Here is a 13,039-nt window from a genome sequence, read left to right on the forward strand (position 1 = left end):
GCGTGCCAAGGGCAGGAGACCAGCGTCGGGCGAGCTATTCCGCCCCGTGCTGCTGGCTTACGGCGTGATCTGCTTGACCGGGCGGACGAGGATTTCCTCGACCAGCACGCGCGGCGGTTGGGCGAAGGCATAGACCAGTGCCTGGGCGATATCCTCGGCTTGGAGCGCGTCGAGCGATTCGCGACGTTCGCGCATCACCGCTTCGGGGACGTTGTGGCCCCATTCGGTCCACACCGAGCCGGGCTCGATCAGCGAGACGCGGATGCCCTGATCGCCCACTTCCTTGCGCAGCGCATCGGCAAAGCCGACCACCGCGAATTTGGTGGCGTTGTAGACCGACCAGCCGGCGATGCCGTAGCGCCCGCCGACGCTCGATACGATCGACACCATAGCGCCGGCGCGGCCGTGCATCAGCGGCAGGGCGGCGTGGGTGCAGTTGAGCACGCCGTAGAGATTGGCGTCGATCTGCGTCTTCCAGTCGTCGGGCTTGCTGTCCGCGAACGGGCCGTTGATGCCCATCCCGGCATTGTTGAACAGCAGGTCGATCCCACCGAAGCGCGCCTTCACTTCGGAGACCATCGCCTGGACGGCAGACAGATCTGCGACGTCGGTCTCGATCGCGAGCGCGCTCTCGCCGATCTCGGCGGCGAGCGCGTCGATCCGGTCCTTGCGCCGTGCGACGAGCACGACCTGCACGCCCTCCTTGGCGAGCAATCGCGCGGTCGCCTCTCCGATCCCGCTCGACGCGCCGGTGATGACGGCGACTTTTCCGCTCAGATCCTGCATGTCCATCGCGTCACTCCTTCACACCGAGGCCGCGGCGGCCAGCGTGTCGATGTAACACGCTGGCGCTGAGGAAGTTTCGCGCGCGGCTGCGCTCAGAACGCTGCGGACAGCGTTACGAACACCTGGCGCGGCGCGATCGGATAGGCCGAATAGCTGTTGGTCGCCGAGCCGATTGAAACGGTCGAAACGCCCGTCACGTCGCCGAGATTGGTGACGTTGAGGCTGATCTCCGCCTTGCTGAGATGCGCCATCTCGGCCGGAAGCTTCGCACCGATCCGCAGCGAGGTGAGGAAGTAGGACGGCACGCTCGTATCGTTGGTATAGGTCGCGAACCGCCGTCCGACATAATCGCCGATCAGCTGTGCCTCGAACGGCCCGACGTTCAGCGTCGCGACGGTCTTGTTGAGCCATTTCGGCGAACCCGGCACCTGCTTGCCACAGGTCGGCACGACGCCGCTGACGACGGTGAAGCCGCCGATGCAGCTCCCCGTCGCGGCGCCGATCCCACTCGCGGTCGAGGTATAGTCACTCTTGTAGGTCGAGCTGTTGTACGACGCCGCATTGTAGAGCGAGAAGGTCTTGCCGAGATGCACCGTGAAGGCAGCATCTACGCCATCGGTATGGACGTTGCCGACATTGACGAGGATCGACGTCCCGCCCGTGATCGCGCCGCCGGCGATGCCGCCGGGGTTGGTCGCGATCGCGAGCTGGCGGTCGTTGAAGACGACGTGATAGTAATTGATCTGCGCGTCGAGCCCGCTGACCAAACCGCTGAAGCTGCGATGCGTGCGCAGGCCCGCTTCATAGGTCCAGCTGGTCTCGGGACGGCCTTGCTGCTTGAACGCATCGAACGCGGTCTGGCTGCCGGTGAACCACGGCGAGAGCGACCCGCCGCCGAGATAGGTCATGAACTGGTGCAGGTTTTTCTGCACGTTGAAATAGAGCTGCTCGTGCGGCGTGACCTCGTAGGTCGCGCCGAATGCGGGGAGGAACCAGCGCAGCGTGTTGATCCGTCCGCTCGGAAGCGCGCCGGTCAGGCCGGAGAGTGAACCCTTGACCGGCTGCACCACGAAATAGCCGTTTGCCCACTGCGCGCTGGTCTTGAGCCCCGCCTCGACCTGCAGCCGATCGGTGACCTTCCAGCTGTCCTGCGCATGGAGCTGAAGCGTCTCGACGCGTGCCTCGCCCTGATATTGCGTGAAGAGCGGCTGCTCGACGCTGAGCGGGCGGATATAGGGCGTGCTGAGCCCCGGCGAGGACAGCGGCACGGCGTACCAGCGACGCCACTGCGTCGCGCTGTTATGTTCGAACCAGCCGCCGAGCTCGATGTGATGCGCGCCGAAATCGAGCGCGAGGTTCGAGATCACGCCTTCGCGATCGATGCGATATTCGGTGGTGCGCGTCACAAGTCCCGACCCGCCGGTCGCGGCGACCAGAGCGGCCGAGGCGTTTGCGTTGGTCGCGTAATGCGGTGCGGTGGCGTAGTTCGGATCGAGATACGCCTGGATTACCGTGATCGACTGGCCGAGCGGTCCGGCGACGACGCCGACGCCGTCATTGTGGTGGAAATAGCCCGTCGTCGACCAAGTGATGTTGTGCGCGAGATGCGCGTCGTAGCGGGCATAACCGAGATAGTCGGTGCGCTGCGCGTCGGAATAATAGTTGCGGTAATTGCCGCCGGCCGCCGCCGGCGTGTTGCCGAACGCATCCATATAGCCGCGCATCGCGCCGAGATCGGGGTAGAAATAGGGGCGGATGTACGGGGTATAGGCCGGGACCGCATTGGTTGCGGGGATGCGGAAGGTGGTCGCGTCCTCATTGGGCTCGGCCTTGTCCGAATAGTCGAAGAACAGCGTCAGCTTGCCGATGCTGTCATCATGGACGAATTTGGCATTGGCCTGCCAGCCACCCTGCACGCCCTGGAAATCCCAGGCGCGGCTGCGCTGGCGGACCGCCGAGATATAGACCGAGTTGGTGCCGCCTGCGCCGAAGCTGCCGCTGTCGATCCGCGCATAGGTGCGCGACGTGCCATAGCTGCCGAAGGTCTGCGCGACCTGTGCGCCGAGCCGGGGCAGCGGGTTGGCCGAGAAGGTCTCGATCGTGCCGCCGAGATTGCTCGTCGAGGCGGTCGCGAGATCGCCGGCGCCGGTCGTCACCACGATCCGGCCGACATTCTCCGAGATGACCGCACGTTGCGGCGACAAGCCGTTGTAATTGCCGTAATTCTGGTCACCTAGTGGCACGCCGTCCATCGTGTAGCCGAGCTGCTGGAAATTGAACCCGTGGATGAAGATCTGCGCGTTCTGCTCGTTATTCCCCCATGGATCGGCCGAGATGTAGAGGACGCCGGGCAGCGTCTGGATCGCCTTCAGCGGCGAGACGCCGGGCAGGATCTTCTGGATCTCGCTCTGCGGGATCGCGGTGGCCGAGCGCGTCGCTTTGGCGGTGACGACGATCGCGGTGGCGCTGTCGTCGGTCGCATCGGTGGTCTGGGTCGGCGCCGGATCGACCGGGGCGATGGTGGTCTGCGCCAGCAGTGGCGCGCCGATCCCGGCGGCGGCGAGCGCCGTCGCGGACACGGTGGCGCGGATCGCGATACGAAGCGACATGATCTTTTCCCCTTCGGCGGATTGTTCCGCCGTTGAGGTGGCCGTTACGCACGGGTCGTTTCAGTTGCGTGATGATTATGTGAAAGCTTGGTGACAGATGGCCGGATCCGCAAGAAAGGACCCAATCATCGGGTCTTAGTCCGGCGGCGGGGGCGAAAGCGCTATGGTGAAGGGGCGCGCCGGTTGTTGCTTCGCCGCATGGGCCGGCACGTACGTCTCGCGATACGACAGCAGCATGTCCTCCGTAGCGGTAAAGCGGGCGTGGCGGTTGCTCGCCGTCGCCGACCGGGCGGCGTCGGTCGCGACGAAGCGGCTGCCCCAGCTATCGGCCAGCGCGAGCGTTTCCTCCACCTGGAACGACGGATCGCTGATGACAACCGAGGGAAAGGGCAGGCGACAGGCGGGACCATTCTGCATTGCTGCCGCCGCAGCCAGTTCGTCGAACCCCACCTGGAGCGGCGCGTGGAACAGTGCGCCCTTCACCGCGCGCAAATAGCTGCGCGGCGACAGCTGCGCCCACCAGGCAACCGCGCGGCAGGCGATCCCATGCGCCACGATGACGACCGGGGCCTCACGGCGCGCCAGCACGGCGTCGAGCTGGAGCGCCCAGCGGCCGTTATGGAATTTGGAAAGATCCAGCGCGATGCCGGCCGGAATCGGGAAACCGGCGGGGTCGCCCTTTACGCTCACCAGGATCGGCGTGGGAAGGTCGATTGGCGGCTCGATTGCACGCGTCATGACGGCTCTCCTCTCGAGACAGGGTTGCCCGGTGCGACGATCTTATCGCGCCGACTCGGGCTGCGCTTCCACGATCGGAGCCTATTCCCATCGCATTGATCGGCAATAGGCGAATCGCCGGAAAGCGCTGGGTGTGCGCCGAGTCGAACCCGTCTCTTTGCGGCCAACGGCATGGGGCGGCGGATCATCGGACCACCGGGTAGCCGGCTTTGATCGCGTCGATCTCGCGCGTGCGGACGCTGGCGTACCGCTCAATCCCGCCCGGCAGAATATCGGCGAGGAACAGTGCGGCGCGCGCCTCGGCGAGCGTTGGGTCGGCGATGATTTCGGCGAGCGCAATGCGCAGCGCGGCGACCGTCGCGATGCTCGTCCCGCGCGCGGTGACGAAGGGCAGCGTCGGCGAGTCCGCGGTCGTGGCGAGGATCCGCAGCCCGGCGATCGCCGCAGGTTCGAAACGGCGCAGCGCGGCATAGCTTACCGCATCGATCGCGGCGAGATCGGCGCGGTCCTCGCGCACCGCGTCGATGCTCGCGCGGTGCGATCCCGTCTCGACCACCGCCGCAAAGAAGCGCCCGTCGATCGCGAGCGGCGCGATGGCGGCGCGGAGGAGATTGTAGCCGCTGTTCGAATGGTGCGCGTTGATCGCCGCCCGCTTGCCGCGATAGTCCGCCACCGTTGTGTCCGGGTCGGCGGCGCGCGCGATGAGATAGCTGACATGCGTGCCACCGGCGCAATCGGGCGCGGCATAGACGGGCACGCCGATGACGCGCAGCGCGAGATCGGGCTGGCTGACCAGCGGATAGCCGCACGCCTGGCCCAACAGCAGCGCCGGATCACGCCAGATCGCCTCGACCGATCGCGTCCGGTCGAGCGTCTCGGGCGCCGCCACGCCGCGCGCGCGCAGGCGGCGCGCGATCTCCGCCCACAGATGGTCGTTCGCCGCGTGTTGCGCGGGATGGTCGTACATCGCGAGCGAGGCGATCGGCCGGCTCATGCGCGCGCGTCCTGATGCGCGGGGTGGACCAGCACGTGGTGCCGTCGCAGCGCGAAGCGGCGCAGCACCGTGGCATAGCCGCGATACGCGGGCGCTCCCGCGCTCACCAGCCGTGCGTGATGGGCGCGATGGTGTGCGGGGAGGCGATACCAGGCGAGGCCGGGGCGATCATGGTGCGCGGCATGGAGATTGTTGTTGAGATAGAGCAGGCCGAGCAGCCCGCCCCGCTCAACCGTCGCGGCGCGGCCGGGCACGCCGAGCTCGGCATGATGTTCGGCGAACGAGCGCAGCAGCGTCAGGGCGATGCCGGGATAGACAAACAGCAGCAGATAGGCGCCGATGTCAAAGCGCGTCCAGGCCAGCCAGCCGACCACCGCGCCGACGCCGAGCAGATGCGGCAGCCAGTCGCGCACCACCGCGCCGGGTTCGCGCCGCGCGCGGCGGGCTTCGTCGGCGAGCAACGCGCCGATCGCCAGCGCCGGGCCGAACAGCACGCGCCCGAGCAAGGTCGCTTGCAGCCGCGCGCTCGCCGCGGCGATGCCGTCGCCGTTCGCGACATAGCGCGATTCGGGATCGTGCAGCGGATCGGTGATCGCCGGGCTGCGGTGATGCGCCATATGGCTGCGATGGTAGAGCGCATAGGGCAGCCACAGCGCCAGCGGCGCGAAACCGATCGCGTCGTTGAGCCAGCGCCAGCGCGTCGGGTGCCCATGGATAGTCTCGTGCTGGAGCGAGCCGTGCCAGGCGATCAGCCAGGCACCGATCAGCAGCAGCAGCGGAGCTGGGATCGCGGCGTGCCAATAGGTCGCCGCGAGCCATCCGCCATAGATGGCGGCCGCGAGCAGCAAGGTCGGCAGTTCGACCACCGGGCGGGGCGGGGACGCGACCGCGGGCGTGTGTTTGGTCGGTGGAAGAGGGGAAAGCACGTCTTCCTGGGTAAGCAGCATTAGCGTTCTCCGACTGGTACGCTATAATCCACCAATGCGATGGGAATTGAAGCTGCTCAAAACTATCAATCGGCTAAGCTGTGCTTTGCGCGCGTTCGACGCTCGCCGCCGCGGGCTGGGGCGAGCGCGTTCGGGCGTTCTGGGTGCGACCAAGGAGCGGATATGATGTGTCTGAAGCACTACGACCCGGCCGGGTGGCTGGCATGATCGAGCATGTCGCTATCGTCGGCGCGGGGTTTTCCGGGTCGCTCGCGGCGATCAACCTCGTGCGCCACGACGGACCGCGCGCGACGCTGATCGATCGTCAGGCCGATCCCGGGACCGGGCTCGCTTATGGCGCCGCGCATCCGACGCATCTGCTCAACGTGCGCGCCGCCAATATGAGCGCGTTTCCCGACGACCCCAGCCATTTCGTGGGGTGGCTCGCGGCGCGCGGCTTGGCGGCGGGGCCGCAAACCTTCGTTCCGCGGCTCGTCTATGGCGATTATCTGCGCGATCTCCTGGACCAGGCGGCAGCCGACCATCCCGACCGGCTGCGCATCGTCCGCGGTGAGGTGGTCGATCTGGTCGAGACCGACGGCGTGCGGGTCGTGCTCGCCGATGGCAGCGAGGTCGAGGCCGATGCGGCGGTGCTCGCGGTCGGCAATCTGGCGCCGCACACGCCTGCGGGGATCGCGCCCGAGGCGTTGCCGAGCGCGTGCTATGCCGGCAATTGCTGGGATCCCGCCGCGACCGAGGGATTGGGCGCGGACGATACGGTGATGGTGCTCGGCACCGGGCTGACGATGGTCGACATCGCCTTGCTGTTCGAGGCGAAGGGGTTTGCCGGGCGGATCCTGGCGGTGTCGCGCCGCGGCCTGCTGCCGCATGCGCACGCCGCGCCGGGTGCGCCGTTCGTCGCGATCAAGGATCGGCCGGCGCCGGTCCTGTCGGCGCTGGTTCGCACGCTGCGGACGCGCGCCGCGGAGATCGGCTGGCGCAGTGCGATCGATGAATTGCGGCCGTTCACGCAGGACATGTGGCGCGCAGCCTCGCCCGCCGAACGCGCCCGCTTCATCCGCCATGCGCGGCCCTGGTGGGACATCCACCGCCATCGCCTCGCGCCCGACGTCGCGGCGCGGCTCGCCGCGCTGCGATCAAGCGGGCGGCTCGAGATCGTCGCGGGCAAGATCGAAGCGACCGAGGCGGGTCCCGACGGCGTCGCGGTGCGCTGGCGTCCGCGGGGTGCGGATGCCGCCGAGCAGCGGGTCGTCCAGCGGATCATAAACTGTACCGGACCGCAGGGTGACCTGGCGCGAGCGCGCGAGCCCGTGCTGCAGGCGCTGGTGACGCGCGGCGTGATCCGCCCCGATCCGGCACGGCTCGGGATCGACGTCGATGCCCAGATGCGCACGCTCGGCGCTGACGGCGCGGCGAACGAGCGGATCTTCGCGATCGGTCCGATGACGCGCGGCGCCTTCTGGGAGATCGTCGCGGTGCCCGATATCCGTGGCCAGGCCTGGACGCTCGCGCGGCGCGTGTCGAACGCGCATTGGGTGGCGGAAGGGCTGTAGCGGCTAGATCGCCACGAGCGCGTCGATCGCGCCCTGCAGGATATAGGCCGCGGCCATCTTGTCGACGAGCTCGGCGCGCTTGGCGCGGCTCGCGTCCTGTTCGATCAGCGTGCGCGTCACCGCGACGGTCGACCAGCGCTCGTCCTGCAGGAAGATGGGCAGCCCGAGATCGGCCATGTTGCGCGCAAACGCGCGGCTCGACTGGCTGCGCGGGCTCTCGCTGCCGTCGTTGAGGTTCAGCGGCAGGCCGATCACGATGCCCTTGACCTGCTGCGCCGCGATCATCTCGGCGAGCGCCAGCTTGTCCTTCTGGAACTTGGTGCGGCGGATCAGCAGGGCGGGGGAGGCGAAGCTCCAGCCCGCGTCACACAGGGCGGTGCCGATCGTCTTGGTGCCGACATCGAGCCCGATCAGCCGCCCGCCAGTGGGCAGGACGGCGCGGAATTCGGTGCGGTCGGTCGTGATCATGGCTTGAAGCTCGCCAGTCGCCGTGCCGCATCGGCGCGAACGTTCGCCCAGAACAGGCTGTAGTCGTAGACGTGGTAATTGTTGCCCGGCAGCACATAGCCGCCGAGCGCAGGCGGCGCGCCGATCAGCAACAGCCCGCGCGAATCGCAGCGCGCCGGCACTTGGCCCGTCACGATCGTCGCCGAGGCAAGATCGGCCGAGGGGACCAGCGTGCCGAGATTGGCGCTGGCGGGTGCGGTGGCATCGGGCGTGCCGGTGATCGGATTGGTGCACACCATCGGCGTATCGCGGCGCGGCTTGCCGTCGGTGCCGCTGCTCGCCTGATAGGCATCGACGATCAGCGCCGGGTCGGCGGGCTCGGCGAAGCTCTGCCACGACAGGATGCAGCCGGCTTTATCGGCGGTGCGGCATTCTGGCAGCCCGAGCGTCGGCACGTCAACGCTGCGCGACACCGGCCAGCCGATGACATAGGCCGCGACGACCCGCTTCGCGAGCGGCTTGCCCGCGACCTTTTCGCGCAGCAACCGGAGCAGATGGAGCGCGCCCTGGCTGTGGCCCGCCAGGATGATCGGGCGGTTGCCCGCCTGCGCGACGAAGGCGTCGAACGCGGTCGCGACGTCGCCATAAGCGAGATCGAGCGCCTTGGCCGCGGCGTCCTGGCTGGTGAGGAACGCGCCGAAGGTCGCCTGGCGATAGCGCGGCGCCCAGATCTGGCCGACCGCGTTAAACGCGCTCGCCTGGGCGCGCAGGAATAGCTCGGCACGGGCATTGGCTTCGGCATCGTCGAGCGGCGCGTTCCAGCGGTTGCGATCGAGGAACGAGGTCGGGTGGATGAAGAACACCGCCGCCTTGCCGTCCTTCTCCGGCGTGTAGCCGGGCGGGAGCCATAGAGCGGGATTGCCGGGCTTGTCGGGGCGCGCGAGCCACATGTCGGCGCGGCGATAGGCGGCGGCGGGTTCGCGTGGCTGCGCGACGAAAGCGCTATGCGGGACCATCGCCAGCTTGAGCAACTCGGCCCCCCAGATCGCATAGGCAAAGGCGCCCGCGATCACGAGCACGATCAGGACGGCGACGATGTAGAGAAACTTGCGCGCCAAGCGGTCCACCTCCCACGGGCATGGCGCGGCAGTGCCCATGCAAGCGTGATGCGATTTCCGTGCAGCAGGACGGCGGCGCTTGCAATCGCCTTGGCGACGGCGTTGGTGCGGCGCGACGGCGGGGGAGCGACGCGATGACCGAATTGACCGAATTTGAGCGGGATACGCGCGGCTGGCCGCTGCGGCCGGTCCTGCTCGCGGTTCTGGGCGCGCTGGCGGCGTTGGCGGTACAGCAATTGCTCGATGTTGGTGGCCCGCGCTTTCCGGCGATCGACCCGGCGGCGTGGCGAATCGCGCTGACCACCGCGATCGGGACGGGCGCCGTCACTTTCGGCTTCGCGCTCGAGCGGCGGCGCTGGTGGTGGGCGGCCTTGTTTGGCGTCGGGGTCGGCGCGCTCGCCGGGCTGATCGTCTATTGGAATGGCGGCGGCTGGGGCGCTTGGCGTGATTGGCATAGCGCGAGCCTGTTCCTGTCGATCGCGATCGCGGTGCCGCTGTTCCAGACCGCGCGCGACCAGGGCGCTTGGCGCTTTCCCTATGCCGACGTGCACGGCGAGGCGTGGACCAACGTCGTGCTGTGGGGCGCGTGCTGGCTGTTCACCGGGGTCGCCTTCGCGCTGGCGTGGTTGCTGTCGGCGCTGTTCGACCTGATCGGGCTGCATTTCCTGCGCGATCTGCTCCGGCACGACTGGTTCAATGCATTGCTGTTCGGCGCGAGTTTCGGCGGGGCGCTCGGACTGCTGCGCGAACGCGATGGCGTGCTGCGGCTGCTCCAGCGCGTGGTGACCGCGGTGCTCGCGGTGCTGGCGCCGGTGCTGGGGGCGGGGCTGCTGATCTTCCTGCTCGCCTTGCCCTTCACCGGGCTCGACGCACTGTGGGACGCGACCAAGTCGACCACGCCGATCCTGCTGAGCTGCGTGATCGGCGCGCTGATCCTCGCCAATGCGGTGATCGGCAATGGGGCCGACGACGAGGCGACCAATCCGGTGCTGTGCTTCGGCGCGATGGCGCTGGCGCTGTCCGTGCTGCCGCTGGCGGTGATCGCGGCGATCGCGACCGGCTTGCGGATCGGGCAATATGGCCTGACGCCCGACCGCTTGTGGGCGGTGGTGTTCGTCGGTCTCGCGAGCGTCTACGGCGTCGCCTATCTCGTGGCGCTGCTGCGCGGGCGGCTCGGGTGGAGCGCCTTCGTCCGCCCGAGCAATTTGCGGCTCGCCTTCATCGTCTCGGTGGTCGGGCTCCTGCTCGCCACGCCGATCGCCAGCTTCAACACGCTGTCGACCGCCGATCAGGTCGCGCGGCTCGAGGGCGGGCGGGTCTCGGTGGCGAAATTCGACTGGGCGGCGCTGGCGTTCGATTTCGGCGATTCCGGCAAGGCGGCGCTGCGGCGGCTCGCCCGCTCCAAGACTCCGGCGATCGCGGCGCGCGCGAAGGACGTTGCGACCAAGACCAATCGCTGGGAGGTCGCGGAGCACGATCGCACGCAGACCGATGCCGACCTGCTCGTCAAACGCCTGCGCGTCGTGCCGGCGGCGGTGCCCGTGCCGCTCGCGCTGCGCCAGCTGCTGACCGACTGGCAGGCATGCCGGTCGGATCGGGAGAATGGCTGCATCCTGCTCTACACCCCGGGGGCGAGCGAAGCGGTGTCGATCTCGCAGAGCTGCATCGAAGATCTGGTGCGCGAGACGAAATCCGAGCGTACGTTTGCGGTGCCTGTAGTTCGAACGCTAAACTCGGGCTGCGGCGCCTCGCGCTATAGGCGGACCGGCGACGAGTGGGCGCGGCTCGATGACAATGCCCGCGCTCCGCTCACGCCGCCCGAACGCGCCGCGCTCAAGACTGGCGCTGCGGCGGGCAAGGTCGAAATCCGCGCCGTACCCGCCCGCCGCGTCTTCGTCGGGGGCGTTCCGGTCGGCGATCCGTTCGAATAGGTTGCGCAAGCCTCGGGCGCTCTGCTAGCCGCAGGCCATGCCAGTCACCATCGCCACCGTCAGCAAGATCGCGAGCCTAGCCCGCATCGCGATCACCGAGGAACAAGCCGCGCGCATCGCGCCCGAGCTCGACAACATCATGGGTTGGATCGAGCAATTGGGCGAGGTCGACACCACCGGCGTCGCGCCGATGACCGCGGTGATCCCCAACCACCTCCGGCTGCGCGACGACGTCGTCAATGCCGACCCGCTGACCGGCGGCGGCATCCGCGATGCCGTGCTGGCCAACGCCCCCCAGGCCGAGCACGGCTTCTTCACCGTGCCCAAGGTGATCGAATAATGACCGAACTGACCGATCTCGGCGTAGCCGCCATCCGCGACGGCGTCCGCGCCGGCACCTTCTCCGCGCGCGAAGTCGCCGAAGGGTTCATCGCCAACGTGTCGAAGGCCAAGGCGCTCAACGCGTTCCTGGTCGAGACCCCCAACCACGCGCTCGCCGCCGCCGATGCCGCCGATGCAGCCCGTGCCGCTGGCGAGACGCTGAAGCCGCTCGCGGGCGTCCCGATCGGGATGAAGGATTTGTTCTGCACCAAGGGTGTGCCGACCACCGCGGCGAGCCTGATCCTCGAGGGCTTCACGCCGCAGTACGAGTCGACCGTCTCCGCCAATCTGTGGGATGCTGGCGCGGGGATGCTCGGCAAGCTCAACATGGACCAGTTCGCGATGGGCTCGTCGAACGAGACCTCGGCGTTCGGCAACGTCATTTCGCCGTGGCGGCGCAGCGATGGCGGCAACGCGCCGCTCGCGCCCGGCGGCTCGTCGGGCGGCAGTTCGTCGGCGATCGCCGCGCGGCTGTGCCCGGCGGCGACCGGCACCGACACCGGCGGCTCGATCCGTCAGCCCGCCGCCTTCGCCGGCATCAGCGGCATCAAGCCGACCTATGGCCGTTGCTCGCGCTGGGGGACGATCGCGTTCGCCTCGTCGCTCGACCAGGCGGGGCCGATGGCGCGCGACGTGCGCGATTGCGCTATTCTGCTCGAGGCGATGAGCGGCTTCGACTCGAAGGACGCGACCTCGCTCGATCTACCGGTGCCTGCGTGGGAAGCCGGATTGTCGGGCGATCTCAAGGGCAAGCGGATCGGTATTCCCAAGGAATATCGCGTCGACAATATGCCCGCCGAGATCGACGCGCTGTGGCAGCAGGGGATCGACTGGCTCAAGGACGCCGGCGCCGAGATCGTCGAGGTTTCGCTCCCGCACACCAAATACGCGCTGCCGGCCTATTACATCATCGCGCCCGCCGAGGCGTCTTCCAACCTCGCGCGCTATGATGGCGTGCGCTACGGCCTGCGCGATCTGCCCGAGGGGGCAGGGCTGCAGGACATGTACGCCGCAACGCGCGCCGATGGGTTCGGCGACGAGGTCAAGCGGCGCATCATGATCGGGACTTACGTCCTGTCGGCAGGCTTTTACGACGCGTACTTCACACAGGCTTCGAAGGTGCGCACGCTGATCGCGCGCGATTTCGAGCAGGCCTGGGCGAAGTGCGACCTGCTGCTCACCCCGACGGCGCCGTCATCGGCGTTCGCACTGGGCGAGAAGTCGGCCGATCCGATCGCGATGTATCTGAACGACGTCTTCACCGTGCCGTCCTCGCTGGCCGGCCTTCCTGCAATGTCGGTGCCGGGTGGCCTCGACGGCGCCGGGCTGCCGCTCGGCCTGCAGATCATCGGCAAGCCGCTCGACGAGCAGGGCGTTTTGAACGCCGGGCTCGCCCTCGAGGAGCGCGCCGGGTTCACTGCACGTGCCGAGGCTTGGTGGTGAGCATCGCCGATGCCGTCGCGGAGTTCATCGGCCGGCTGATCGAGTTTGCCGTGCCTGTGCGACAAAGTCGAAGTTCGAAGAGCATTCGCCAA

The 13,039-nt window shown here is 68.1% G+C and carries 11 protein-coding genes; 4 read left to right on the top strand and 7 right to left on the bottom strand.

The genetic code is table 11. The features are described from left to right. Positions 1 to 57: 57 nt before the first annotated feature. From EAH76_RS18740 to EAH76_RS18760, 5 genes are all read right to left on the bottom strand, one after another. Complete coding sequence (locus EAH76_RS18740; protein WP_140851801.1) at positions 58 to 792, bottom strand: SDR family oxidoreductase; 735 nt, start codon at positions 790 to 792, stop codon at positions 58 to 60. Positions 793 to 878: 86 nt separating this feature from the next. Continuing rightward, the gene (locus EAH76_RS18745; RefSeq protein WP_140851802.1) at positions 879 to 3,395 is read right to left on the bottom strand and encodes a TonB-dependent receptor; all 2,517 of its coding nucleotides are present in this window, start codon (positions 3,393 to 3,395) and stop codon (positions 879 to 881) included. Between the two features lie 135 nt (positions 3,396 to 3,530). Then, on the bottom strand, positions 3,531 to 4,133 hold the full coding sequence (locus EAH76_RS18750; protein WP_140851803.1) for an alpha/beta hydrolase: 603 nt from the start codon (positions 4,131 to 4,133) through the stop codon (positions 3,531 to 3,533). Positions 4,134 to 4,317: 184 nt separating this feature from the next. Beyond that, positions 4,318 to 5,127, bottom strand: coding sequence for a phosphate/phosphite/phosphonate ABC transporter substrate-binding protein (locus EAH76_RS18755; protein WP_194151043.1), 810 nt, complete (start codon positions 5,125 to 5,127; stop codon positions 4,318 to 4,320). Beyond that, a complete protein-coding gene (locus EAH76_RS18760; protein ID WP_140851804.1) occupies positions 5,124 to 6,074 on the bottom strand; it encodes a fatty acid desaturase in 951 nt (316 codons plus the stop codon). The genes EAH76_RS18755 and EAH76_RS18760 overlap by 4 nt, the downstream gene beginning before the upstream one ends. A gap of 203 nt (positions 6,075 to 6,277) precedes the next feature. On the opposite strand from EAH76_RS18760, the gene EAH76_RS18765 reads away from it, so the two are divergent. Beyond that, positions 6,278 to 7,627, top strand: a complete 1,350-nt coding sequence (locus EAH76_RS18765; RefSeq protein ID WP_140851913.1) for an FAD/NAD(P)-binding protein — start codon at positions 6,278 to 6,280, stop codon at positions 7,625 to 7,627. A 3-nt stretch (positions 7,628 to 7,630) separates the two neighbouring features. On the opposite strand, the gene ruvX is transcribed toward EAH76_RS18765, so the two are convergent. Further along, complete coding sequence (gene ruvX, locus EAH76_RS18770) at positions 7,631 to 8,095, bottom strand: Holliday junction resolvase RuvX (protein WP_140851805.1); 465 nt, start codon at positions 8,093 to 8,095, stop codon at positions 7,631 to 7,633. After that, on the bottom strand, positions 8,092 to 9,192 hold the full coding sequence (locus EAH76_RS18775; protein WP_140851806.1) for a DUF3089 domain-containing protein: 1,101 nt from the start codon (positions 9,190 to 9,192) through the stop codon (positions 8,092 to 8,094). Before EAH76_RS18775 ends, ruvX begins: the two co-directional genes overlap by 4 nt. Before the next feature lie 134 nt (positions 9,193 to 9,326). On the opposite strand from EAH76_RS18775, the gene EAH76_RS18780 reads away from it, so the two are divergent. From EAH76_RS18780 to gatA, 3 genes are read left to right on the top strand one after another with little or no spacing between them, the layout of a single operon-like run. After that, on the top strand, positions 9,327 to 11,123 hold the full coding sequence (locus EAH76_RS18780; protein ID WP_140851807.1) for a DUF4153 domain-containing protein: 1,797 nt from the start codon (positions 9,327 to 9,329) through the stop codon (positions 11,121 to 11,123). Positions 11,124 to 11,160: 37 nt separating this feature from the next. Next, positions 11,161 to 11,463 carry an Asp-tRNA(Asn)/Glu-tRNA(Gln) amidotransferase subunit GatC gene (gene gatC / locus EAH76_RS18785; RefSeq protein WP_140851808.1) on the top strand — a complete coding sequence of 101 codons (303 nt, stop codon included), beginning with the start codon at positions 11,161 to 11,163 and terminating at the stop codon, positions 11,461 to 11,463. Further along, positions 11,463 to 12,947, top strand: a complete 1,485-nt coding sequence (gatA, locus tag EAH76_RS18790; RefSeq protein WP_140851809.1) for an Asp-tRNA(Asn)/Glu-tRNA(Gln) amidotransferase subunit GatA — start codon at positions 11,463 to 11,465, stop codon at positions 12,945 to 12,947. Before gatC ends, gatA begins: the two co-directional genes overlap by 1 nt. Positions 12,948 to 13,039 lie beyond the last annotated feature (92 nt).

This window comes from Sphingomonas glacialis, assembly GCF_006439055.1.
Taxonomy (GTDB): Bacteria; Pseudomonadota; Alphaproteobacteria; order Sphingomonadales; family Sphingomonadaceae; genus Sphingomonas; species Sphingomonas glacialis_A.

Excerpts from the sequence above, each read along its gene's own strand:
- EAH76_RS18755 (WP_194151043.1), bottom strand. The coding sequence starts at position 5,127 with ATGAGCCGGCCGATCGCCTCGCTCGCGATGTACGACCATCCCGCGCAA.
- gatA (WP_140851809.1), top strand. The coding sequence starts at position 11,463 with ATGACCGAACTGACCGATCTCGGCGTAGCCGCCATCCGCGACGGCGTC.
- EAH76_RS18760 (WP_140851804.1), bottom strand. The coding sequence starts at position 6,074 with ATGCTGCTTACCCAGGAAGACGTGCTTTCCCCTCTTCCACCGACCAAA.
- EAH76_RS18745 (WP_140851802.1), bottom strand. The coding sequence starts at position 3,395 with ATGTCGCTTCGTATCGCGATCCGCGCCACCGTGTCCGCGACGGCGCTC.
- EAH76_RS18750 (WP_140851803.1), bottom strand. The coding sequence starts at position 4,133 with ATGACGCGTGCAATCGAGCCGCCAATCGACCTTCCCACGCCGATCCTG.
- gatC (WP_140851808.1), top strand. The coding sequence starts at position 11,161 with ATGCCAGTCACCATCGCCACCGTCAGCAAGATCGCGAGCCTAGCCCGC.
- EAH76_RS18780 (WP_140851807.1), top strand. The coding sequence starts at position 9,327 with ATGACCGAATTGACCGAATTTGAGCGGGATACGCGCGGCTGGCCGCTG.
- EAH76_RS18740 (WP_140851801.1), bottom strand. The coding sequence starts at position 792 with ATGGACATGCAGGATCTGAGCGGAAAAGTCGCCGTCATCACCGGCGCG.
- EAH76_RS18765 (WP_140851913.1), top strand. The coding sequence starts at position 6,278 with ATGATCGAGCATGTCGCTATCGTCGGCGCGGGGTTTTCCGGGTCGCTC.
- ruvX (WP_140851805.1), bottom strand. The coding sequence starts at position 8,095 with ATGATCACGACCGACCGCACCGAATTCCGCGCCGTCCTGCCCACTGGC.